Below are 24,266 nucleotides of genomic sequence, written 5' to 3'. Positions count from 1 at the left end.
ACGCTCCCCTTTCCGGGTGAATATTTCTTCGCCCACGACATCGCTGGAACATCCCGTTTTCAGCGTCCATCAAAATGATCGTGAGGGGAATGATTATGGCAGTCCAGACCATCAGAAGCGCCGCCGTTATTGGAGCTGGCTATATGGGTGGCGGAATTGCGCAGAGCATGGCGGCGGCCGGTATGCGTGTGACTCTTGCAGATATCTCACCTGAGGCCACACAGCGCGCTCTGGAACGCCTGCTGGGCGAAGCGCGCGCATTCGAGGATCAGGGTCTGATCGTGCCGGGGAGTTTCGATCGCATCATGACCAATCTCACCACGGCGCCCTCGATCGAGGAAGCCGTGCGCGATGTCGATTTCATCGAAGAGGCCGTGTTCGAGCGTGAGGATGTGAAGAAGGATGTGCTCGGCCGGATCAGTGCCAATGCGCGGCCGGACGCCATCATCGGCACCAACACGTCCACCATTCCGGTTTCCGTGCTAGCCCCCTTCGTGACGGGGAAAGACCGATTTCTGACCGTGCATTTCAGCAACCCGGCACCGTTCATTCCCGGTGTGGAACTTGTTTCGGGTGTCGAGACGACCAAGGATGTGGTCGCCACGGTCAAGGAGATGCTGGGCCGGGTGAACCGTCAGTCCGCCGAGGTGGCTGACCGTCCGACCTTCGTGCTGAACCGTCTGCAATATGTGCTGTTCAAGGAAGCGAACACCATCGTGGAGGAGGGGATTGCCACCCCGCAGGATGTCGACACGATTGTCCGCTCCACATTCGGTTTCCGTCTGCCCTTTTTCGGGCCGTTCGCGATTGCCGACATGGCGGGTCTTGAGGTGTATGTGAACGGTTTTGTCACGGCTGAGAACGCCTTTGGTGAGCGTATGTCATGCCCGGAGACGGTCAAGCGCCTCGTAGCCGAGGGGAAACATGGCGTGAAGAATGGTGCCGGATATTACGGGCAATACACGCCGGAGGAGGCGGCTTCACTCGTGGCCTATCGCAACAAGGCTTATGCCAAAATGGCAGAGCTGCTGCGCGAACTCGGTCCCTCCCCCCTCGAGAAGAAGTGACTGACCGAGTCATCGGCCGGAGTAGCCGATCCGCATGAGAAGACGGCACTGTGCGGGGCGAGAACATAATGAGCACTCGCCCCGGAAGTAGAAAATTTTTCCCCGTGTGATGCATTATCGAATGTTACATCGCTTCGCGACGGTTCAGCGAGGAAATCGTACTATCAGTAACTACAGTGATCCTATAGTTTTGCCCTCGGGCAGGGAGGGTTGCCCGAATTATGGGTGGGTATCCACTGTCAATAATGAAATATTTACGGCTTCTATCCATATTTAATCTTATACTTCCAGATGTGCCGTAAAAATCATTTAATTTATTATGATAAAAACTTGGAGTTTACATCCCACGGGTGAGTGATTTAAATGGTTTGTCATTCACGCTTGTGGAACAGGACCGGTAAAACATGTCTGGACGGATGTCCCTGCTCGGATTGTCGTGCTGAAGGCCGAACCTTCCCGCCGCGCCACATTGCGCAGACGTGTTCACGAGGCCCATGAGCAACTCGATCATTCCATGGGTGATCTGGGCTCGGCTCAAGATTATGAGCGCTATCTGAAAGCTATTGCAGCGTTCCGCTTTGCAGCGGAGCATGCTCTCGCAGGACATGACTACCCTGAATGGTTCGGGGGATGGCGCCCGGTCGCAACCTCTGCGGAACTCGAGAAGGATCTCGAGGTTCTCGGCCTCGCCGCGCCGGTCATGCCGCCGATCCAGCGACCAGGCACTGAATCCGAATTGCTTGGCATGCTTTATACCCTTGAGGGGTCGGCGCTGGGTGCGCGACTTATCGCCCGCAGGGCCGCCGCTCTGGGCTACGATGGCTCGAATGGAGCCAGTCACCTGTCGCATCAGACTTCAAGCCCTGACAACTGGAGAGATTTCCTGCTGTTGCTGGAGAAATCCCCTGAATTCGATGAAGAAGAGGCGGGATCTGCTGCTTCGACGCTGTTCCGGCATGCACGTGAAGCCGTGACGCTGGTAGATCGTGCTGAGGAAGAAGTTCATGGCTGAGTTCGGTCAGGTCGACCTGACGAGTTGCGATCGCGAGCCGATCCATATTCCAGGCAGTATCCAGCCCCACGGCTGTCTGCTGACCTGCACGATCAGCGATTTCACCGTGCTGCGTCATTCGGCCAATGCCCCTGCCATGCTCCAGCATGAGGGACTGAAGGTCGGGGCGGATCTCATCGCCCTGTTCGGTGCCGATGTCATTCATGACATCCGCAATGGCCTGACCCTGAGCGTGACGCAACGCCGGCCGGTCTTTCTGCTGAATCAGACATTGGCGAAGCATGACGGGCAGGATCTGTGCTTCGATCTTGCCGTTCATATCGTCAATGGTGAGGTCGTGCTCGAATGCGAGCCTGCGGCGCCAACCCAACGTGCAACGAAGTTTCTGACCCAGTTGCACGGCATGATGGATCGCGTGCGCAAGACGACGGATATCACCCGTCTGTTCGATGTTGTGACCATGCTGATGCGCGGTCTGCTCGAATATGATCGTGTCATGGTCTATCGCTTTGCCGATGACTGGTCCGGCAAGGTCGTGTCAGAAGCGCGCGCCCTCTCCCTCGAGAGTTTTCTCGGGCAGCATTTCCCCAGCGCCGATATTCCCGCGCAGGCGCGTGAACTCTATCGTCGCTCTCCCATACGCATGATCGGAGATGTGAAATTCACACCCGTGCCGATCGTGGAAGGCGAGGGGCTGGCACCGCTCGATATGTCGCTGGGCCAGCTGCGCAGTGTCTCACCGATCCATTGCGAATATTTGACCAATATGGGCGTCCGCGCCTCGATGTCGATCTCGATTGTCATCGATGGCGCGCTATGGGGCATGATTGCGTGTCATCACTACGCGCCGCGCGTTCTCCCGATCGCCGAGCGTGCTGTCGTGCAGATGTTCGCGGAGTTTTTCGCGCTTCAGGTCATCGTCATCCTCAAGACCACCCGCTTGCAGGTGGCTGAGCGCACCCATGGCCTGATCGAAAGCGTGTTGCGTAATGCAGCATCGGTATCGGACATGCCTGCCTATCTGCGTGGCCAGATCAGTCGTCTGGCTCCTTTGATCCAGTCGGATGGGATCGCCATCTGGATCGATGGCGAGTGGACCGGCCATGGTATCTCTGCGCCAAAAGACGTCCAGAACGAATTCGTCGAGCTGGCCCTCAAGAAAGCCGGAACGCAGATCTGGCAATCGGATCATCTCGTCAAGGATCATCCCTGGATTGCCTCCCATACGGCCCATGTCGCCGGGGTGCTGATCATTCCGATTTCGCCGCAGCCGGAAAATTATGTCTTCCTGTTCCGCCGCGAGATTGTCCAGACAATCAACTGGGGTGGCGATCCGCAGAAAACCTACGAGCACGGTCCGCACGGCCCGCGTCTGACACCGCGCCAGAGCTTTGCCATCTGGAAAGAGCAGGTGCATGAGCGCTGCCTTCCCTGGTCGAGCTTCGATATCGAGGCCGCGGGACAACTGCGTTCAGCCCTGATCGAGGTGATGGGGGTATATCACCAGCAGCAACTCTCGGAGCGCGCCGATGCAGATCTGCGTCAGCGTATGCTCAATGAGGAACTCAATCACCGCGTCAAGAATATCCTCGCCGTGGTGCAGTCCCTGATCGGACGTCCTGTCGCTAAAGACCGCACGATCGAGGAATATGTCGAGATCCTGCGCGGCCGTATCAAGGCGCTTGCCAGCGCCCATGACCAGGTGGCGCGCACCGATGGCGGTGGCTTGCTGCGCACGCTGCTGGAAGCCGAGCTCGAACCCTATCGTCATCAGCCTTCCGCTGTGACGCTGGAAGGGCCTCATCTCTGGCTTTCAGGGCCAGCCCTGTCGGTCGCGGCCCTGACCTTGCACGAGCTGGCGACCAATGCTGCAAAATACGGCGCCTTGTCTGTGCCCGCCGGCCATTTGCGTATCTGCTGGTTCCTCAACGAGGAGGAAGGCAACTGGGTGCTCGAGTGGACCGAAACAGGCGGTCCGGCGGTCAAGCCACCACAGGGCAATGGCTTCGGCTCCATCCTGCTCGAGCGTGCCATTCCCCATGAGCTGGGGGGCACCTCAATGCGTGAATTCCGGCCTGAGGGCCTCTTCATCAGGCTGAGTTTTCCTGTCCGTCATGCCGTACTTGTCTCTGAGACAGCGACGGTGAACGATATCGAGGAACTGCCCGCTGCGACGGCGGCTCAATCCGACCTGCTGCATGCCGCGCATGTATTGCTTGTCGAGGATCAACTCCTGATTGCCATGGAGACCGAGCAGGCGTTGAGCGCTTACGGGGTGCGCCATATCCGCACGGTCTCCTCGGTCTATGAGGCGCTTCAAGCGATCCGCGAACAGGCCCCGGATGTCGCCCTTTTGGACTTCAATCTCGGGAAGGAAAGCTCCCACGAGGTTGCCACGATGCTGCGCAAAAAGGGGATCCCGTTCCTTTTCGCGACGGGCTATGCGGACCGGACGATGATCCCGAAGGAATTTCAGGATGTGCCTGTTCTCCGCAAGCCGTATTCGATCAAGAATGCGGTTCAGGAGCTGCTGAAAGTTCTCCCCGAAGGGTAAACTCTGAGGGGGCCGGCAGCTAGTTTGACCGGGTGCGCGGGCACGGGCTCAGCCCCCGGATTGCCTATCCGGAAAAAGCGCGTTCCCCCTGTAAATCCGGGCGTTTTCACGTCTGACGTTCTTGACTTGTTCCAAGGATCTTCCCATCTCACGAAGATGAAAAAGACCCTCGCCGCACGTCTGGAAATTCTCTCCGATGCCGCCAAATACGATGCGTCCTGCGCGTCGAGCGGCGCGCGCTCGAAGAAGAAACCGGGCGAGGAAGGGTTGGGCTCGAAAGCTCCGAACGGGATCTGTCACGCCTATACGCCGGATGGACGGTGTATTTCCCTTCTCAAGATTCTGATGACCAATTTCTGCATCTATGATTGTGCCTATTGCATCAATCGGTCGTCTTCCAAAATAGAACGTACACGGTTCACAGTCGAAGAGATCATCTGGATCACCCTTGAGTTCTACCGTCGTAATTACATCGAGGGGCTTTTTCTCTCTTCCGGTGTTATCCGGTCTTCCGATTACACCATGGAAGAGATGGTTCGTGTCGCGCGTGAACTTCGTCTGACCCACCATTTCCATGGCTATATCCATCTCAAGACCATTCCGGACGCAGCGCCTCATCTGATCGAGGAGGCCGGGCTGTATGCCGACCGTCTGTCGATCAATGTAGAAATGCCCACCGAAGCCGGACTGGCGGCTTATGCGCCAGAGAAAGATGCCGGGCATATCAGGCAGAGCATGGGTTCGCTGCGATTGCGTATCCAGGAGGCCGGAGACCGTACCCTGAGCGGAAGAAAGGCGCGTCGATTTGCGCCCGGCGGTCAGAGCACGCAGATGATCATCGGTGCCGATCGCTCAACCGACCAGGATATCCTGCGAAGCAGCGCCGCGCTCTATTCCGGCTATGCGCTGCGGCGCGTCTATTATTCGGCATTCAGCCCTATCCCCGATGCGTCGGTTGCGCTTCCCTCGCAGGCGCCACCACTCCTTCGCGAACATCGGCTCTACCAGGCCGACTGGATGGTGCGCTTTTACGGCTTTTCCTTCGAGGAAATCGTGGCCGAGCGACAGGACGGCATGCTTGATCTCGAGCTCGATCCAAAGCTGGCATGGGCGCTTCAGAACCGCGCACAATTCCCGCTCGATCTGAACCGCGCCAGTCGCGAGATGTTGTTGCGTGTGCCGGGTCTTGGGCCGCGCAGCGTGTCCGCCCTGCTTTCGGCGCGCCGGCACAAGGTCATCAGGCTCGAAGATGTGGAGCGGTTGCATGTGTCCTTGCGCAAGATCAAGCCTTTCGTCGTGACATCAGACTGGTCACCGGGTCGTCTGATCGATCGTGATAATCTGGCAGCCTCTTTCCGGCCCCAGCCGCGGCAATTGAGCCTCCTGTGAAGCGCATCACGCTTCCGCTTGATGCCCGGTTCGAGGCATGGCGGAATGAGGCGCGTGCCGCTCTTGCAGAAGGCGTAGCACCCGATCGTGTTGAGTGGGTGGTGCCCGATCCCGAACAGTCGGAGCTCTTCGCGTCCGAAGCGCTCCCTGTCCTGCAAGGAGAGCAGGTGCCTGCGGCGCGGGCGTCGGAGCCCGTCGGTCACCCGGTCGGTCATGTGACGAAAGCGGCCCTCGTGATGCTGCGTTCGATCCTGCGTCATCATGATCCGGCGCGCTTTGCGCTTGCCTATCGCCTGCTCTGGCGTTTGCAGAGCGAACCCGCGCTTCTGGCGATTGCGACCGATCCCGATATTCGTGAGGCAGCGCGCATGGAGCACCAAATCCGGCGCGACATGCACAAGATGAAAGCATTCCTGCGCTTCCGGGAGGCAATTCCTGAGGGCGGCGAGGAGGAGGGCGGACGTCGGCATTTTGTCGCCTGGTTTGAACCCGAGAACTATATCCTCGAGAGTGTCGCGCCGTTCTTCGCCGAGCGGTTCTCGGATATGGACTGGCTTATTCTCACCCCCATCGGCTCGGTTCTGCATGAGAGGGGCAAGATCACCTTCGATACCCAGCCTTGCACCCCACCTGCCATGCAGGATGATGTCGAGGCGTTGTGGCATCGCTACTACCAGTCGATTTTCAACCCCGCGCGTATCAAGACCAAGGCGATGCGCTCGGAAATGCCCACGAAATACTGGAAGAACCTGCCCGAGACCCGCCTGATCCCCCAGATGCTGGCCGACGCCGAGAAACGCGTGGCTGCGATGGTGGCGCTGCAGAATGATGGCTCCGCGCCGGGCTTTCACGAGCGTCACCAGGCCGAATGGGCCCGGCGCGAGGAAGCCAGCCGCGCGGAAAAAGCTGCGCTCGACGGCTTGCCTGCTCTGGGGCATGCTCTTTCTTCGTGTCAGCGCTGCTCGCTCTGCCGTTTCGCCACTCAGGTCGTGACAGGAGAAGGACCGGAGCATGCGCCGCTCATGCTCATTGGCGAGCAGCCGGGTGATCAGGAGGATCTGCAGGGCAGGCCGTTTGTTGGCCCAGCCGGACAGGTCCTTGACCGTATCCTCGGTGAGGTGGGGATTGCGCGTGACGAGGTCTATCTCACCAATGCGGTGAAGCACTTCAAATTCGTATCCAAGGGGAGGCGGCGCATTCACCAGACACCAGATCGGAACGAGATTGTCGCCTGCTCTCCATGGCTCGAACAGGAAATAACTCTCGTAAGGCCACGCCTCATCGTCACGCTGGGTGCGACCGCGCTGCAGGCGTTTGAAGGGCGTGTGACGCGGCTTGGGGTGACACGGGGGCGGGTGCGTCAGGATCATGGGCGGCCTGCGACGCTGGCCACTATCCATCCTTCCTACCTCCTGCGTTTGCCCGATCCGCAGAGGGCGCAGGAGGAAGAGCGTCGTTTCGTTGAGGAACTCACGATGGCGAAAGACTGGCTCAGAACCGGGTAGACCGTTCCTGTCTTCCGAAGCTCCACTGGCGACGGGCGATGAGTTTCTTACTCAATCGGGGGGCTGTCGGAGCCACTGGGAATGCCCTCTCCTCGATTGCCATGCATTCTGTTGTGTCGGACTGGTACCGGGAAGGCCTGCGCACCATCGCGTCTTATCACCGAGGGAGCCTTGCTGACGGAACGGGTGTTCAGGAAGAGATGACGCGGTGCTCCCTCCCGGGTGTGCAGCGCCCGTCAGCCTCAATGACGGTGTCCAGAGGGCGTGTGGCGGGACCTGATGAGCATGCCTCATGGGACGCTGAGCAATCTTTGCCCTGCTATCCCCCAATTTTTGCCTGCCTGATTGAAAAAGGGCGCATGAGGAGAGCGCTCTCCCTCTGCGGATCTCGCAATGGCAGCAGAGAAGCCGAACGGAGCGAGTGGTGTTAAGCCCCGCTCAGGGCAGGCTATCTGACAGTCGTATGGGATCCGATTTGGGCAGGACGTCAAGTTGCACTCCAAGTCAGAGCCGGCCCCGAACGTCTCTCGATCAGAGGTATTTCGTCCGCGTGGGCGTTGCAACCTCATCGTGCTGGAGCCGCGCGTCATGACGCGAGCCGCGTCTCCTGGCCTTTCCGCTCGGTCAGGCCAGGAGGGTGCTTCAGCCTTTACCCTCGCTGATCCAGACCGCCGCATTGGCGGGCAGGACACCGTCCTGTTCAATCTCGAGACTCGCCGCAAGAATCTCACCGGGAGGGAGAGAGACGGGCTCGTCGCCGCAATTGAGGACCACGCGCACATCCCCATTCGTGAACTCGACCACGTTGTCCCGTGGCTCGGCCCATTCCAGCGTACCGCGCCCAAGGCGGGAGTTTTTACGCTGGTTCAGGAGGGTACGATAAAGGGCGAGGGTTGAATGCGGGTCGTTCTCTTCGGTCGATACGGCATATTCCTTGTATTGCTGGGGCTGGGGTAACCACAATTCGCCATTCTCATTGAAGCCGAGAGAGGGGCCATCTGCGGTCCATGGCATGGGGATACGACAACCATCGCGCCCGATTTCTTCGCCGTTGGTTCGGAAGAAGGCCGGATCCTGTCTGTATTTCTTGTCGAGGGTCGTATGGTCCGGCAGGCCAAGTTCCTCACCCTGATACAGCGTGACTGACCCGGGCAGGCCGAGCGTCATGAAAATGACCGCTCGTGCACGCCGCAGGCCGAGCGCTTCATTCGGCTGCTCATGGGCGGCGTCGATACCCTGCGGGCGGGCGCCTGCATCCTTCAGGCCCAGACGCGAGGCATGGCGTACCGAATCATGGTTGGACATGACCCAGGCCGTGATGGCGCCAACCTCATGCATTGCCTCGAGGGAGTCGGTAATGATCTCGCGATATTTAGCGGCATTCCAGCGACAGAGCAGATAATCGAAATTGAAGGTCTGCTGCATTTCATCGGGGCGCACATAGCGGGCCAGACGTGAGAGCGGCTTGACCCAGGCTTCGGCCACGAGCATCCGGTCGCCGGGATAGCTGGCCAGAAGCTTGTGCCAGCTACGATAGATGTCATGTACCCCGTCCCGATCCCACATCGGCGCATCGCTGGGGGTCTTGTCGTCATCCTCGCCTACCATCGTGGCACGCTCGGTATAAGGGGGCAGGCCCTTTTCCTTGATGAGGCCATGGGCAACGTCGATACGAAACCCATCTACGCCGCGATCGAGCCAGAAGCGCAACACGGACTCGAATTCGGTACGGACTTCCGGATTATCCCAGTTCAGATCAGGCTGACAGCTATCAAAGAGGTGCAGATACCATTGGCGTGGCTTGCCATCCTTGCGCTCGGGCTCGCGTGTCCAGGCAATGCCGCCAAAGACGCTCTGCCAGTTATTCGGGGGCTCATTGCCGCCCTTGCCCTTGCCGTCGCGGAACAGGTAGCGCTCGCGTGCGGCGCTGCCTGGGTCCGATGCCATGGCTTCCTTGAACCAGGCATGCTGGTCGGATGTGTGGTTCGGGACCATGTCTGCGATCACACGCAGTCCATGGTCGTGCGCTTCCTTGATCAGCGCCTCGTAATCTTCGACCGTGCCAAAAAGCGGGTCGATCTTGCGGTAATCGGAAATATCATATCCAGCATCGCCCTGAGGCGACTGGAAGCAGGGGGAGATCCACAATGCGTCGATCCCGAGTTTCTCGAGATAGGGCATGTGTTCGATGATGCCCGGCAGGTCGCCGATACCATCGCCATCGGAGTCAGCAAATGAGCGCGGATAGACCTGGTAGATGACCGCGTCTTTCCACCAGAGAGGATAGGAACCGTTCTGTGTCATAGCCCTGCTTTCCATGAGATATGCCTCATGGAACACCGTTGCTGACACCGGGTTGGCGCAGTCACACTAAATTGCAGCCCGGAGGGACGTCCGCGCGGAGAACGGAGCTATGTCCCGCCTTCGAAGGAGAGCGGGACATAAGTAATAATCCAACTTGCCGAATAGCGCGCTGCGCGGAGGACTGCCGACGTGTCCTCCCGCAGAGCGTTATCCTACTTCTGGTATCCCGCCTGACGGATCACGCGGTTGGTGGCAGCATTGGCGGCCGAGAGACCGGCATCCACACTGGTCGATCCTGCCAGAATGGAGGCGATGGTCTGCCCCACCTGGGTACCGATCCCCTGGAAGGGGGTGATGTCAACAAACTGGGCGCCGACATAGGGGCGCGGCTGAGCCGTCTGCCCCGAGGGGTTCGAGCTTTCGATGGCCTTCAGCACGAAGGAGGAGAAAGGCGCGACCTTCTGATACTCAGCTGACTGATACGAGGAGCTGCGCGTGCCGGGCGGGATGTTGACCCAGCCATCGGTCTTCGCGACGAGCTGGATATACTCCTTGGAAGTCGCCCACTGAATGAACGTGCTCGCGGCCTCGGCATGGGTCGAGGATGCCGGGATGGCAAGATTCCATGACCAGAGCCAGGTCGGTCCGCCCTTGAAGCTGCCCGTCGGCAGGGGCGCAAATCCGACCTTGTCCGCTACGCTGCTCTGCTTGGGGTCATAGACCGTGCCAGCGGCGCTGGTGGCGTCGACCCAGATGGCGCAATGACCGGTTGCGAAAAGCGAGAGGTTTTCGTTAAAGCCGTTGGCGCTGGCGCCGGGCGGACCGAACTGCTTGAGCAGAGAGCTGTAATAGCTGATTGCATCATGCCAGGCAGGGGTGGAGAGCGTGGGCTTCCAGCTCATATCGAACCACTGGCCGCCAAAGCTGGTGACCATGGTGGTGACGATGGTCATGTTCTCGCCCCAGCCCGGCTTGCCGCGCAGGCAGATGCCATAGGTATCGCTCGATTTGTCGGTGGTCTTGGCGGCAAAATCACGTATCTGGTCCCAGCTCGGCGCCTCCGGCATGGTGATACCGGCCTTCGCGAACAGGTCCTTGCGGTACAGCGTCATCACGCTCTCGGCGTAGAAAGGCAGGGCATAGACCTTGCCCTGATAGCTCACACTCTCGCGCACCGGCGCAATGACATCGTTGAGGTCATAGGCGGCAGGAAGATTATCGAACTTGTAAAGCCAGCCCTGCTTGGCCCAGAGCGGCACTTCGTAATTCCCGATGGTGAGAATGTCGAACTGCCCTGCATGGGTGGCGATATCCGTCGTCACACGCTGGCGCAGCACGTTCTCCTCAAGCGTCACCCAGTTGAGATGAATGTCGGGATGGGCCTTTTCGAAGACCGAGGAGAGCTTGCGCATCTCGATCATCTGCACGTTGTTCACGGTCGCGATGGTGAGCGTTGTATCGGCCTTGGCCTGGGCAGTGAGCCCGAGCCCGAGAGCGACACTGGCCAGAAGCAGGGATTTCTTCATTGAGGCAGTCCTTGGAAAAGCACGTTCATTTGGCGTATCGGGAAAGACCGTCAGGGCGCGCCTGGAGAAGAGTCGGATAGGGAACGGGGAGGGGGCAGTTTGATCCGGTGATCTGAGGAGGAAAGCGGGATCGGGGTTCAGGGGGTGGGAGAAATGTAACAAGGAGAATGATCCCGGACCTGATCGGAGCCGATCGGAAGAGCAAGATTCGGGAGGGGCGTTGCTGGCTGTCGCCGGGGCGTGGGTCGCATGGTGTCCGTCTGTCCGGTTCTTCACACGTCACTCCTTGCGGAATGCGTAAGCTCACGCTGTCATTCTTTCCGGCAAATAACAAGAACATGAAATAGCCGTAACATGAATGTGTTAAGCGTGTCTCTCAGCATGACCGCCCATAATGCCGGGCATGACGCAGTCAGGTAGAAAACCTGTAACAATACATACACTCTGTAGTGTTTTGGCCCTAGTTCTCCGCATTCTTCTTGCTAGAAATCAGTCATAGGCATCGTGACAGGTGCCTTTGCAAATATAGGAAGAAGACGAGCATGATCTCGAAAAAGACTTTCTGCCTGCTGTCCCTTGCTGCGGCACCTTCTTTCATGGCGCTGGCTCACGCCCATGGTCCGGCTCCCGCACCGGGGCCGGGTGGCCCCATCGCACCGCCGCCGGGCCATATGGGCATGATGATGCCCCCTCCGCTGATGGGCATGTTGCGGGGTGTCGACCTCACCAAGGAACAGCGCGACAAGATCCACGCAATGATGCATGCGCATCGTCAAGAGCGTCGTGACGCCATGCATCAGCGACGCGATCTCGATGGACAGATTGGCGCTCTGCTGATGGCCAAAGGGCCGGTCGACAAGGCCAAGCTCGATGGCCTGATCAAGCAGAAAGAGGCTCTGAATGCCAAGGATGAGGAAGCCATGGCTGCCGATGCGGTTGCCATTCATGACATCCTGACGCCGGAGCAGCTCGACAAGGTGCGTACGACGCAGGAGAAGCTCGATGCTCTCGAGGCCCAGATCCGCGATCTGATGCGCCCGCCTCATGCCAAGAACGCGGCTGACAAGGACGATGACGACGCGCCCTGAGGGTTTACTCCCGCAGGTCAGGGGCATCCCGCGCCCCTGACCTGTGGAACTGAGACCTCTGAAACTGAGGTCGTGGGCCGTCACCCTCACGGTCGGCGCAATGGCTCGATGACGCCCCGCCCATTGCGCTGGCCGACATTCGAGGCGTGAGATGTGGAGCTGTTTCTCACGCCTCCTCTCTTTAAGTTATGTCGACTTCTGGTCATGTCGACGGGTTTTCCTGAGTGGAGGCACGGGTGGCGGGTTTTGCCTTGACTTTGGCGCCTCACCCCTTTAGCTCCCTGTCCAGATTTGAAACGCCACCTCGCGAAGACTCGCGCAGTGGCGTCTTTCTGTTGCTTATAAGGGTTTCACGTGTTCGACACGCTTTCTGGCAAGCTTTCCGGTGTATTTGAGGGTCTGTCCAAGCGCGGCAGGCTGTCCGAGGCGGATGTTGCCGAAGCGATGCGTGAAGTGCGTCTGGCCATGCTGGATGCCGACGTGGCCCTGCCCGTCGTGCGTGACTTCGTCAACAAGGTGAAGGAAAACTCCGTCGGGACGGAGGTACTGGAAAGCATTTCTCCCGGTCAGGCCGTTGCCAAGATCGTCAATGACGCCTTGATCGAGGCGCTTGGCGGTGCGGGCAACGTGCCGCTGAACCTTGCGGCCGCAGCGCCTGTGCCGGTGCTGATGGTCGGTTTGCAGGGTTCGGGCAAGACCACGACCTCGGGCAAGATCGCCCTGCGTCTTCTGGCGCGCGAGCGCAAGCGTGTGCTTCTTGCTTCGCTCGACGTGCAGCGTCCCGCCGCACAGCTTCAGCTGCAGCAGCTTGCCGAGCGCGTCGGCGTGGGCTCGCTGCCGATCATCGCCGGTCAGCAGCCTGTCGAGATCGCCAAGCGCGCGCTCGAGACGGGCCGTCGCGAAGGCTATGACGTGGTTATCCTCGATACGGCAGGGCGTCTGTCGATCGACGAAGCCCTCATGCAGGAAGTGCGCGACGTACGCGATGCGACCAGCCCGGTCGAGACGCTGCTCGTGGTCGATGCCATGACCGGTCAGGACGCGGTGAACACCGCGCAGCGCTTCAACGAGGCAGTCGGCATTACCGGTGTCGTCATGACCCGTATGGATGGCGATGCGCGCGGTGGTGCGGCGCTCTCGATGCGTGCCATCACCGGCGCGCCGATCAAGCTGGTGGGTCTGGGCGAAAAGCTCGAGGCGCTGGACGATTTTTATCCCGAGCGTGTGGCCGGTCGTATTCTCGGCCTCGGCGATATTGCCGGGCTGGTCGAAAAGGCCAGCGAGACGCTCGATCACGAAGAGAGCGAACGCGTCGCCAAAAAGATGATGGCGGGCAAGTTCGATCTCGACGATTATGCCTCGCAGCTGCGTCAGATCGGCAAGATGGGCTCCATCTCCGGCATCCTCGGCATGCTGCCCGGCATGGGCAAGCTGAAGGACAAGCTGGGCGATCAGGATCTGGATACCTCGATCTTCAAGCGCCATCAGGCCATCATTTCCTCGATGACCAAGGACGAACGCAAGACGCCCTCGATCATCAAGGCCTCCCGCAAGAAGCGTATCGCTGCCGGTTCCGGCACGACGGTTCAGGAGGTCAACAAGTTGCTCAAGCAGTTTGACGACATGTCCACCATCATGAAGCGCATCAGCAAGATGGGCCTCGGTGGCATGAAGCAGATGCTTTCCGGTCTCATGTCGGGCGGTGCTCCCGGCGGGCGGCCCGGCGGTGGCTTTGGCGGCCCGCGTCGCTAACCCCAACCGGCATGATTTTCACATAGTTTTCGATACCCTGGAGTAAAAATATGAGCGTTAAGATCCGCCTTTCGCGCGCTGGTGCCAAGAAGCGTCCGTACTACCACATCGTGATTGCTGACAGCCGTAGCCCCCGCGATGGCCGCTTCATCGAGAAGGTTGGCGCCTACAACCCGATGCTGCCTTCCGACCATGCTGACCGCATCCGTCTGAACGACGAGCGTATCAAGCACTGGCTGTCGAACGGCGCGCAGGCGACCGATCGCGTTGCCCGCTTCCTCGGCAATGCTGGCCTGATGGAAAAGCCCGTTTACAACGAGCAGCCCAAGCAGTCCGCGCCCAAGAAGCGCGCTCAGGAGCGTGCAGCCGCCAAGGCCGCAGCCTGAGCCATAGACCAGGGATAGGCTTCAGTATTCCATGACGACCGTCAGCGCCCCTTCGGATGTATCGAAAGATATTCTGGTCGCGACCGTGGGCAGGCCCCATGGCGTGAAGGGGCTCGTGCATCTTTTCGCGGCAACCGATGACCCGGCTTCGGTCGAGGATATCGGGGCATTGCATGACGAGAAGGGGCGCGTATGGCGGGCGGAATGGCAGGGTCATGGCATCGCGCGTCTGTTCGACGCGTCGGGTCGCCCCGTTACTGACCGCAATGAAGCGTCGCGTCTCGTGAACCTCAAGCTCTATGTCGGCCGGGACTGCCTGCCCGATACGGATGAGGACGAGTTCTATCATGCTGATCTGATCGGGCTGCGTGCCGAAACCCGCGAGGGCACGGCGCTGGGCACGGTTGCGGTCATTCATGATTACGGCGCGGGTGTCAGCCTCGAAATCACGGCCGCAGGGCAGGATGGCAAGGGTCAGGATCTGATCGTGCCTTTTACCCATGCCTGTGTGCCCGAAATCCTGTTCGCTCAGGGCCGGATCATTGTCGAGCCGCCGTATGAGGTGGAAGTCGAGGGTGATCTGTCGGGCAAGGCCGATGTGGCGGTGCGCTCATGACCTGGCGCGCTGACATTCTCACCCTTTTCCCGGACATGTTTCCGGGGCCGCTGGGGTTCTCCCTGGCGGGGCGGGCGCTTGAGGAAGGCGTCTGGTCCTTGGGTGTGCATGATCTGCGTGACTTCGGGCGTGGGCGTCATCGTGCCGTGGATGACACGCCATTCGGCGGTGGTGCGGGCATGGTGCTTCGGGCCGATGTGGTTGCCGAAGCGCTGGACTCGATCGAGGCCGATGGCCGTCCGGTCATCTACCCGACGCCGCGTGGCGCGCGCCTGACGCAGGCGCAATCGCGCGAGTTTGCGTCGGGTGACGGGGTTGTGGTGCTGTGCGGGCGCTTCGAGGGCGTCGATGAGCGGGTTCTGGAGCGGCGCAATGTCGTGCAGATTTCGCTTGGCGACTTTGTGCTGTCGGGTGGGGAGATCCCCGCCTATGCGCTGCTCGATTCCTGCGTGCGCCTCCTGCCCGGTGTGATGGGGTCCGAGCTGAGCGATGCCGAAGAGAGCTTCGGTGACGGTCTGCTTGAATACCCGCACTACACCAAGCCCGCCTCGTGGGAGGGCATGGACGTGCCGGACATCCTGCTTTCAGGGCATCATGCTGCGATTGCGGCCTGGCGTCACGAGCAGGCCCGCCTTGTGACACAGGCCAGACGCCCCGACCTCTGGGCGGCCTATGCTGAAGCCAAGACCAACAGATAAATTTTCGTTTTCTCGGAGAAGTACCATGAACATTGTCCAGCAGTATGAGGCGCGCGAAATCGAGCGTCTGACCGCCGCCCGTCCGGTTCCCGAATTCCAGGCCGGTGACACCGTGCGCGTTGGCGTGCGCGTTGTCGAAGGCACGCGTGAGCGCGTTCAGGCCTATGAGGGCGTTGTGATTGCCCGTTCCAACAAGGGCCTGAACAGCAACTTCACGGTTCGCAAGATTTCGAACGGTGAAGGCGTTGAGCGTATCTTCCCGCTCTACTCCCCTTCCATCGCCGAGATCGCTGTTGTCCGTCGCGGCAAGGTGCGTCGTGCAAAGCTGTATTATCTGCGTGAGCGTAGCGGCAAGTCGGCTCGTATTGCCGAGCGTCCCCGTGACGTTGCCAAGACGGCTTCCTAAATCAGGATAGTCGAAACCGGTTCATGACAAAGGAGAGTACGGTGGCGCGAACATTGTTCGATAAAATCTGGGATGACCACGTGGTCGAACGCCTCCCGGACGGCACCTGCATCCTATACATAGACCGGCACCTTCTCCATGAGGTGACAAGCCCGCAGGCTTTCGAAGGCCTGCGGATGTCCGGGCGGCGCCTGCGTCGTCCGGATGCGACGGTTGCCGTGGTCGATCACAATGTGCCGACCTCCGACCGCTCGCTGCCGATCGAGGAGCCGGAATCCCGGCTCCAGATCGAAACGCTCGAAAAGAACGTGGCCGAATTCGGCGTTCCCTATTTCAAGCTGCGCTCGAAAGACCAGGGGATCGTGCATGTGGTGGGACCCGAACAGGGCATCTCCCTGCCTGGCATGACCATTGTCTGCGGTGACAGCCATACCTCGACCCATGGGGCGATGGGGGCTCTGGCCTTCGGTATCGGCACTTCCGAGGTCGAGCATGTCATGGCCACGCAGACCCTGCTGCAAAAGCCGGCCAAGAACATGCGCATCACGGTGGCAGGCCAGGTTGGCCCCGGCGTGACAGCCAAGGACATCATGCTCGCTATCATCGGCAAGATCGGGACCGCTGGCGGAACGGGTCATGTGATGGAGTTCGCAGGTGACGCGATCCGCGCGCTCGACATGGCCGGGCGCATGACGCTGTGCAACATGTCGATCGAAGCAGGTGCCCGGGCCGGGTTGATTGCGCCGGACGAGACGACCTTCGCCTATGTCGAAGGGCGCCGCTTTGCCCCCAAGGGCGAGGATTTCGAGAAGGCCTGTGCCTATTGGCGCACGCTGACCACCGATGACGGCGCCGTATTCGACACTGAGGTGACGCTCGATGCCGCCTCCATCCAACCCAATCTGACCTGGGGCACCAGCCCCGAAGACGTGATTGCCATTGATGGCGTCGTGCCCGATCCGGCAAGCTGCAACGATCCGGCCCGTGCGCGTCAGGTACAGCGTATGCTCGATTATATGGGTCTCGAAGCCGGTCAGAAGATCGCCGGGACCAAGATCGACGTGGCCTTCATCGGCTCCTGCACCAATAGCCGCATCGAGGATCTGCGCTCAGCAGCCGCCATTGCCAAGGGCCGCCATGTGGCACCGGGCGTGCGCGCCATGGTCGTGCCGGGTTCGGGCCATGTGAAGGCCGCTGCCGAGGCCGAGGGGCTGGACCAGATCTTTCTCGACGCCGGATTTGAATGGCGCGAGGCAGGATGCTCGATGTGTCTGGGCATGAACCCGGACAAGCTGACCTCCGGCCAGCGCTGCGCTTCGACCTCGAACCGTAATTTCGAAGGGCGTCAGGGGCCGGGTGGCCGGACGCATCTCTGCTCGCCTGCGATGGCGGCGGCTGCGGCGGTCACGGGCTGCTTCGTCGATGTGCGGGAGATGGCATGATGGACAAGTTCACGACGCTCACCGCTATCGCGGCCCCCATGCCGGTCGAGAATATCGACACGGACCAGATTATCCCGGCGCGTTTCCTCAAGACAATCCAGCGCAGTGGCCTCGGCAAGAACGCCTTTGCGGCACAGCGCTACAACGAGGATGGATCGGAAAAGCCGGAATTCGTGCTGAACCGTGAGCCCTACCGCCAGGCCGAGATACTGGTCACGCTGGATAATTTCGGCTGCGGGTCCTCGCGTGAACATGCGCCCTGGGCGCTGCTGGATTTCGGCATCCGCTGCGTGATCGCACCGAGCTTTGCCGATATCTTTTTCAATAACTGCTTCAAGAACGGTATCCTGCCGATCCGCCTGCCGCGTGAAATCTGTGAAAGCCTCATGGAAGACGCGCAGATGGGGGCCAATGCCCGCATCACCATCGATCTGAAGAAACAGGTCGTGCAGCGCCCGGATGGCAGCACCATTGCGTTCGAAGTCGATGCGTTCCGCAAGCATATGCTGATCGAGGGGCTCGATGATATCGGGCAAACCCTGCAGCATGACAGCGCCATCGCGTCCTTCGAGCAGAAGCGTCAGAAAGACGAATCCTGGCGCCCCACCATCGTGATGGAGACGGTTTCGTGAGCCAGGCCCATAAGTTACTCGTTCTTCCCGGCGACGGGATCGGTCCCGAAGTCATGCGCGAAGTCGTCAAGATCGCGCGTTGGCTGGGTGAGGCCCGTGGCCTTCGCTTCGACATGACCGAAGAGCTGGTGGGCGGTGCCTCACTGGCCGTGCATGGCGTACCGTTGCGCCCCGAAGTCGTCGCCATGGCCAAGGAGGCCGATGCGGTGCTGTTCGGCTCGGTGGGCGATCCTAAATGGAGCGAAATCTCCTTCGACAAGCGCCCTGAAGCCGCCATTCTGGGCCTGCGTCAGGAACTCGAGCTTTTCGCCAATCTGCGGCCGGCTCAGGTCTTCCCGCCTCTGGTCAACGCGTCCTCACTGAAGCCGGAACTCGTGGCCGGGCTCGATATCATGATCGTGCGTGAGACGGTGGGTGGCATCTATTTCGGCGAACCGCGCGGCATCGAGACCCTTGCCGACGGCTCGCAGCGCGGGATCAACACCGAGGTCTATACGACGTCGGAAATCGAGCGCGTGGCCCGTGTGGCATTCGAACTCGCCCGTCTGCGCGATAATCGCGTTTGTTCGGTCGAGAAGTGCAACGTGATGGAAAGCGGCCTGCTCTGGAAGCAGGTCGTGACCGCACTGCATGCGCGTGAGTACAGCGATGTCACGCTCACGCACATGCTGGCCGATAACTGTGCCATGCAGCTCGTCCGCAACCCCAAGCAGTTCGATGTGATTGTGACCGGCAATCTATTCGGTGACCTTCTCTCGGATCTGGCCTCCATGCTGACTGGCTCGCTAGGCATGCTGCCTTCGGCCACGCTCGGTCCGGCACAGGAAAGCGGCAAGCGTCATGCGTTGTATGAGCCGATCCACGGCTCAGCGCCGGATATTGCCGGGCAGGGCATCGCCAACCCGCTCGCGCAGATCCTCTCCTTCGCCATGTTGCTGCGCTACTCGCTCCAGCGCGAGGCAGAGGCAGCGCTGATCGAGCAGGCTGTCTCGAATGTGCTCGCCAGCGGCTTGCGGACTGCCGATATCATGTCCGAAGGTATGAACCGCGTCGGCACCGAGGCAATGGGTGCCGCCGTTCTTCAGGAAATGCAGAAGCTGGCCTGAGCGCCAGCCGGAGGAAGATATGTCCCTGATCGCTGCCCGGCTCAACCGGATCTCCCCCAGCCAGACGATCGCCATCTCGCAGAAAGCGCGGGCCCTGAAAGAAGCGGGGCGGGACATCATCAGCCTCTCTGCAGGGGAGCCCGATTTCGACACGCCTGAAAACGTGAAGCGCGCCGCCTGCGATGCCATCGCCCGCGGCGAAACGCGTTACACAGACGTCGCGGGAACGCCCGCCCTGCGCAAGGCGGTGGCAGGCTGGCTGAACCGCGATTTCGGACTGGATTACAGCGCCGAGGAGATCGTGGTCTCTACGGGGGGCAAGCAGGTCATTTATGACGTGTTCACGGCCACGCTCGATGCCGGGGATGAGGTGATCATTCCGGCTCCGGCCTGGGTCTCCTATCCGGACATCGTGGCGCTGGCTGACGGCACGCCCGTGATCGTCCAGACGAAGCCGGAAAACGGTTTCCGCCTCGATGCTGAAGCCCTTAGGGTGGCGATCACACCCAAGACAAAGTGGCTGGTGCTGAATTCGCCCTGCAATCCGACGGGCGCTGTCTATTCCGAGGCCGATCTGCGCGCGCTGTGCGACGTGCTGCTCGATCATCCGCGTGTCTGGGTACTGACCGACGATATTTACGCCAAGCTGGTCTATGACGGCCTTGTCAGCAAGACCCTCGTTCAGGTCGAGCCGAAGCTGCGTGACCGCGTCGTGACCATGAATGGTGTCTCCAAGGCTTATGCCATGACGGGCTGGCGCATCGGCTTCTCGGCCGCACCGGTCGAACTGACCAAGGCGCTCATCAAGCTGCAGGGGCAGAGCACGAGCAATCCCTGCTCCATCGCCCAGGCCGCCGCGCTCGAGGCCTTGACAGGACAGCAGGATTTCATCGGCGAGATGGTGTCGGTCTATCAGGGCCGACGCGATCTGGTGTTGTCCATGCTGGCCCAGGCACCGGGTCTGAGCTGCACGCGACCGGAGGGGGCGTTCTACGTGTTTCCATCCATCGCGGGGCTGATTGGCAAAAAGACGTCCTCGGGCAAGGTGATCGAGAATGACGAGATCTTCGTCACGGAGCTTCTCGAAGAAACGGGCGTGGCCGCTGTGCATGGCAGCGCCTTCCTGACGCCGGGCTATTTCCGTATCTCCTACGCCACCGACACGGAGAGCCTGCGCGAGGCCTGCACGCGGATCCAGCGCTTCTGCGCCTCGCTGAGCTGATTAAATGAGCTTCCGCCTTGCCCAACGCCTGCATGGCCTGCCGCAGCCCGCGACCATTGCCATGTCGGCCAAGGCACGCGCTTTGCGTGCAGCCGGGGTCGACGTGATTTCCCTGGCACTGGGCGAGCCGGATTTTCCATCCCCGCCCGAGGCGGTTGAGGCGGCCTATCAGGCGGGGCTGCATGGCGATACGAAATATCCGCCCGTCGGCGGCCAGCCTGCGCTCAAGGCAGCAGTCGCCAGAAAATTTCTGGACGAGAACGGGCTGAGCTACGCGCCGGAAGAAATCCTGATCGGCAATGGCGGCAAGCAGCTCATATATAACGCCTTCGCTGCGACCATCGATCCGGGCGACGAGGTGATCGTGCCTGTGCCCTATTGGGTGAGCTATCCCATCATCGCGCAGATGATGGGGGGCGTTGCGGTACCGGTGCCCTGCCTCGAGAGCGACCGCTTCCGGCTCACTGCCGAGGCGCTGCGTGAAGCCATCACGTCACGCACGCGCTGGCTCGTGCTCAATTTTCCGAATAATCCGAGCGGGGCCATTCTCGAACGCGACGATCTTGAGGCCATCGCTGCTGTGTTGCGTGATGCGCCGCATGTTCTGGTCATGGCCGATGAGATCTACGAGCATCTGACTTTCGACGGACGCCGTCATGTCTCTCTCGCTTCTGTCGCGCCGGATCTGAAAGACCGGATCCTGACGATCAATGGCATGGCCAAGGCTTATGCCATGACGGGCTGGCGTGTCGGATTCTGCGGTGGCCCTCAGCCCTTGATCAAGGCCATGACAAGCATACAGAGCAATGCCACTTCAGGCATCTGCACGCTGGCACAGGCAGGGGCCGTTGCTGCTCTTGCCACGCCAGGGGCTAGACGTGATGCCATGCGCGACGTGTACCAGCAGCGACGCGATCTGGTGGTGGCGGCATTGCGGGACATGCCGGGCGTGACCTGTGCCTTACCCGACGGTGCGTTTTACGCCTTTCCCGGTATCGGAGCCCTGCTCGGAAAAACCAGCGCGGGGGGCAGGGCGATCATGACGGATATCGATTTTGCCGAAGCTCTGCTGGAGGAGGCCCATGTGAGTGTGGTGCCGGGGAGCGCCTTCGGTCAGGCCGGGTATATCCGCCTGTCTGTGGCTGCTTCGGATGCTCTGCTTCAGCAGGCCTGCACGCGCCTTGGTCAGTTCATCCTGACCCTTGCCTGACTGGACGAAAACGGGGCGGGGTGCGACCATGTGCCATGATCACAGCTTTCCCCGTATTCGAGTCACTTGATTTCCCGACACCCTCACGCGAGACGCTCGGCCAGGCCTATGAAGCTATTGGCGCCGCACTGGATGAGGGTGACCTGCCCCGCGCACTGAACCTGTTTGATGCCCAAAGACGCGCCTACGAATCCTGGTCGGCCCATGTGGAGCTGCGTTTCGCCCAGGATACGCGTAATGCCGCCTTCGTGGCTGCCCGCGACTATGCTGACACGCTCACGCCCTTCGCCACGGGGCTCGAGACCGACATCAAGAAGCGCATTCTCGCGCTGCGCGAGCAGGCCGCCCAGCATCTCGACGCCCATGTGCTCGCCCTCTGGGAAGCGGATATCACCACCTTCGATGAGCGTATCGAACCCATGCTGGCGGAAGAGGCACGGCTGAGTGCCGAATACACGACGCTTCTGGCCGCGGCAGACATTCCCTTCCGGGGCGAGCGTCATAATCTCTCCGGGTTGGAGCCGTTCCAGCAGGATGCGGATCGCGCCACGCGCCATGAGGCCGAGGCGGCGCGCTGGGCGTTTTATGCTGAAAATGGCGAGGTGCTCGATCGGATTTTTGATGATCTCGTGCGCCTGCGTACCGAGATGGCGAAGACGCTCGGGTTCGATACCTATATCGAGCTCGGATATCGCCGTATGCGTCGTACCGACTACACCGCGCAGGATGTCGCGCGCTATCGTGAGCGGATTGTCACTCATGTCACGCCGCTGGTTCAGGCGCTCCTGCAGCGCCGCCAGCTCGAGATGGGTTGGGACAGCCTGAAGGCGTGGGATGAAGCGCTTGTAGACCCCAAGGGTAATCCGGGAACAGCAGGCGATTACGACCTCATGATCGCCCGTGCGCGTGAGATGTTTGCCAATCTCGATGAAACGGGGGAGATGGCGGCTTTTTTCTCGGCCATGGTCGATCAGCATTATGTCGATCTGAAAAATCGCGCCGGCAAGGCTGGCGGTGGGTTCTGTACCTCGTTCTCCATCGAAGGGACGCCCTTCATCTTCGCCAATTTCAACGGGACCCATGGCGATATCGGCGTGTTCACCCATGAGATGGGCCATGCGTTTCAGAACTGGAAGAGCCGCAATCAACCCGTCATCGACATGCTCTGGCCCACCATGGAGGGGGCCGAGATCCATTCCATGGGGCTCGAGTTCCTGACCTGGCCGGAAATCGATCTGCTGGTGGAGGAAGGGGCAGGGGAGCGATATCGCCGCCTGCATCTGATCGAGAGCCTGTGCTTCCTGCCCTACGGCGCCTGTGTGGATCACTTCCAGCACGAAATCTATGCCAAACCAGGCATGAGTGCCGAGGAACGTCATGCGACGTGGCAGCGTCTTGAGAAGCTCTACATGCCGTGGCGCGACTGGGGTGATCTGGCTTATCCCGCCAAGGGCGGACGCTGGCAGGCGCAGCGCCACATCTACGGCTCGCCCTTCTACTATATCGATTACACGCTGGCGCTCTGCGTTGCGCTTCAGCTCTGGCTGATTGCGCAGGTAGATCCGGCACGCGCCATGGATCTGTATCGTGGCCTGTGCGAGGCGGGGGGGAGTCAGGCGTTCTGTTCGCTGGTGCGCTCGGCCGGGTTGATCGTCCCCTTTGAGGAAGATGCGCTGGCGGAGATCGTGCACGAAGCCGAACAGATGCTCATGATGTGAGAGGTAAGGAAACAGGTGCTCCCCTCTGGTCCGAGGGGAGCAGGGGGCGTCAGCCGCGGCGGTTCCACTTGTCCAGCAGGTCGAGAACGGCCTGGGGCGACATGGCGCGCGCGTTACCCAGCGTGTTGGCGCCGTCGGCATTGAGCAATGTGCGACCCGGCGTGACGATCAGCACGGTCGGGACCTCGTGGATAGTGACGCCATATTGCTTGGCGATATCCAGATTCTTGTCGATACGGCCGACATTGACCGGCACAACGACGAACTGGGATTCCAGCCACTGAGCGACCTCAGGCTGTTCGAAAACGCCAGCAAGCATCCGGCAGTCGGGGCACCAGTTTCCGCCAAAATCGATCAGGACCTTGCGCTTGGTGCGCGCGGCTGTGGCAAAAGCCTCTTCCACCTGTGTCTTGGCGAGGGAGATATCGGGATAGACATCCTTGGCGGGGGTGATCTGGACCCCCTTATCAAGAACTGGCGGCGCAGGCGGCCCTTGTTCGGCCAGGGCACTGGTGCTGGAGAGACCGATGGCGACAGGAGTCAGTGCGGAGAGGCCCAGAACGAGAGATGTCAGGACGCCGAGTTTGCGAGTCAGCACGTGTGCGGGCCTTTCTGATCGAGATTGTCCGGGTC

At 60.6% G+C, this 24,266-nt stretch carries 20 protein-coding genes; 17 read left to right on the top strand and 3 right to left on the bottom strand.

The genetic code is table 11. The features are described 5' to 3' along the window. Positions 1-95 precede the first annotated feature (95 nt). From AA0535_RS06700 to AA0535_RS06680, 5 genes are all read left to right on the top strand, one after another. A complete protein-coding gene (locus tag AA0535_RS06700) occupies positions 96-1,067 on the top strand; it encodes a 3-hydroxyacyl-CoA dehydrogenase family protein (RefSeq protein WP_264815162.1) in 972 nt (323 codons plus the stop codon). A gap of 436 nt (positions 1,068-1,503) precedes the next feature. Then, positions 1,504-2,079 carry a biliverdin-producing heme oxygenase gene (locus tag AA0535_RS06695; RefSeq protein ID WP_264815161.1) on the top strand — a complete coding sequence of 192 codons (576 nt, stop codon included), beginning with the start codon at positions 1,504-1,506 and terminating at the stop codon, positions 2,077-2,079. Continuing rightward, positions 2,072-4,633, top strand: coding sequence for an HWE histidine kinase domain-containing protein (locus AA0535_RS06690; protein ID WP_264815159.1), 2,562 nt, complete (start codon positions 2,072-2,074; stop codon positions 4,631-4,633). The genes AA0535_RS06695 and AA0535_RS06690 overlap by 8 nt, the downstream gene beginning before the upstream one ends. A gap of 156 nt (positions 4,634-4,789) precedes the next feature. Beyond that, positions 4,790-6,022: a putative DNA modification/repair radical SAM protein gene (locus AA0535_RS06685; RefSeq protein WP_264815157.1), complete on the top strand. Its 1,233-nt coding sequence runs from the start codon at positions 4,790-4,792 to the stop codon at positions 6,020-6,022. After that, positions 6,019-7,527, top strand: a complete 1,509-nt coding sequence (locus AA0535_RS06680; RefSeq protein ID WP_264815156.1) for a UdgX family uracil-DNA binding protein — start codon at positions 6,019-6,021, stop codon at positions 7,525-7,527. The genes AA0535_RS06685 and AA0535_RS06680 overlap by 4 nt, the downstream gene beginning before the upstream one ends. A 642-nt stretch (positions 7,528-8,169) precedes the next feature. Here the strand turns inward: AA0535_RS06680 and AA0535_RS06675 are convergent. Both AA0535_RS06675 and AA0535_RS06670 read right to left on the bottom strand, forming a co-directional pair. Further along, positions 8,170-9,831: a glycoside hydrolase family 13 protein gene (locus AA0535_RS06675; RefSeq protein WP_264815155.1), complete on the bottom strand. Its 1,662-nt coding sequence runs from the start codon at positions 9,829-9,831 to the stop codon at positions 8,170-8,172. 212 nt (positions 9,832-10,043) lie between these two features. Then, positions 10,044-11,357, bottom strand: a complete 1,314-nt coding sequence (locus AA0535_RS06670; protein ID WP_264815154.1) for an ABC transporter substrate-binding protein — start codon at positions 11,355-11,357, stop codon at positions 10,044-10,046. 542 nt (positions 11,358-11,899) lie between these two features. Here AA0535_RS06670 and AA0535_RS06665 point away from each other — a divergent pair. The 12 genes from AA0535_RS06665 (at position 11,900) to AA0535_RS06610 (ending at position 23,633) form a co-directional block, all read left to right on the top strand. Next, a complete protein-coding gene (locus AA0535_RS06665; protein WP_264815153.1) occupies positions 11,900-12,445 on the top strand; it encodes a Spy/CpxP family protein refolding chaperone in 546 nt (181 codons plus the stop codon). Between the two features lie 354 nt (positions 12,446-12,799). Further along, positions 12,800-14,197, top strand: a complete 1,398-nt coding sequence (gene ffh, locus AA0535_RS06660) for a signal recognition particle protein (RefSeq protein WP_264815152.1) — start codon at positions 12,800-12,802, stop codon at positions 14,195-14,197. Between the two features lie 50 nt (positions 14,198-14,247). Continuing rightward, a complete protein-coding gene (gene rpsP, locus AA0535_RS06655) occupies positions 14,248-14,583 on the top strand; it encodes a 30S ribosomal protein S16 (RefSeq protein ID WP_264815151.1) in 336 nt (111 codons plus the stop codon). A gap of 31 nt (positions 14,584-14,614) precedes the next feature. Then, the gene (rimM, locus tag AA0535_RS06650; protein ID WP_264815150.1) at positions 14,615-15,199 is read left to right on the top strand and encodes a ribosome maturation factor RimM; all 585 of its coding nucleotides are present in this window, start codon (positions 14,615-14,617) and stop codon (positions 15,197-15,199) included. Then, entirely contained in the window at positions 15,196-15,897 is a 702-nt protein-coding gene (gene trmD / locus AA0535_RS06645; RefSeq protein ID WP_264815149.1) for a tRNA (guanosine(37)-N1)-methyltransferase TrmD, read from the top strand. Before rimM ends, trmD begins: the two co-directional genes overlap by 4 nt. A gap of 25 nt (positions 15,898-15,922) precedes the next feature. After that, positions 15,923-16,303 (top strand): 50S ribosomal protein L19, encoded by a 381-nt coding sequence (gene rplS / locus AA0535_RS06640; protein ID WP_023978624.1) that lies wholly within the window; start codon positions 15,923-15,925, stop codon positions 16,301-16,303. 23 nt (positions 16,304-16,326) lie between these two features. Continuing rightward, positions 16,327-17,745 carry a 3-isopropylmalate dehydratase large subunit gene (gene leuC / locus AA0535_RS06635; protein ID WP_264815148.1) on the top strand — a complete coding sequence of 473 codons (1,419 nt, stop codon included), beginning with the start codon at positions 16,327-16,329 and terminating at the stop codon, positions 17,743-17,745. Then, the gene (leuD, locus tag AA0535_RS06630; protein ID WP_264815176.1) at positions 17,745-18,377 is read left to right on the top strand and encodes a 3-isopropylmalate dehydratase small subunit; all 633 of its coding nucleotides are present in this window, start codon (positions 17,745-17,747) and stop codon (positions 18,375-18,377) included. The genes leuC and leuD overlap by 1 nt, the downstream gene beginning before the upstream one ends. After that, complete coding sequence (gene leuB / locus AA0535_RS06625; protein ID WP_264815147.1) at positions 18,374-19,483, top strand: 3-isopropylmalate dehydrogenase; 1,110 nt, start codon at positions 18,374-18,376, stop codon at positions 19,481-19,483. Before leuD ends, leuB begins: the two co-directional genes overlap by 4 nt. Before the next feature lie 19 nt (positions 19,484-19,502). After that, a complete protein-coding gene (locus tag AA0535_RS06620) occupies positions 19,503-20,705 on the top strand; it encodes a pyridoxal phosphate-dependent aminotransferase (RefSeq protein ID WP_264815146.1) in 1,203 nt (400 codons plus the stop codon). Between the two features lie 4 nt (positions 20,706-20,709). After that, entirely contained in the window at positions 20,710-21,915 is a 1,206-nt protein-coding gene (locus AA0535_RS06615; protein WP_264815145.1) for a pyridoxal phosphate-dependent aminotransferase, read from the top strand. Between the two features lie 35 nt (positions 21,916-21,950). Then, the gene (locus AA0535_RS06610; protein WP_264815144.1) at positions 21,951-23,633 is read left to right on the top strand and encodes a M3 family oligoendopeptidase; all 1,683 of its coding nucleotides are present in this window, start codon (positions 21,951-21,953) and stop codon (positions 23,631-23,633) included. Positions 23,634-23,682: 49 nt separating this feature from the next. Here AA0535_RS06610 and AA0535_RS06605 read toward each other — a convergent pair whose 3' ends face one another. After that, entirely contained in the window at positions 23,683-24,231 is a 549-nt protein-coding gene (locus AA0535_RS06605) for a thioredoxin family protein (protein ID WP_264815143.1), read from the bottom strand. Positions 24,232-24,266 lie beyond the last annotated feature (35 nt).

The organism is Asaia krungthepensis NRIC 0535 (genome assembly GCF_025995175.1).
Classification (GTDB): domain Bacteria; phylum Pseudomonadota; class Alphaproteobacteria; order Acetobacterales; family Acetobacteraceae; genus Asaia; species Asaia krungthepensis.
The sequence above is the reverse complement of the archived record's forward strand: the minus strand, read 5'-3'. Positions and strand labels throughout refer to the sequence as shown.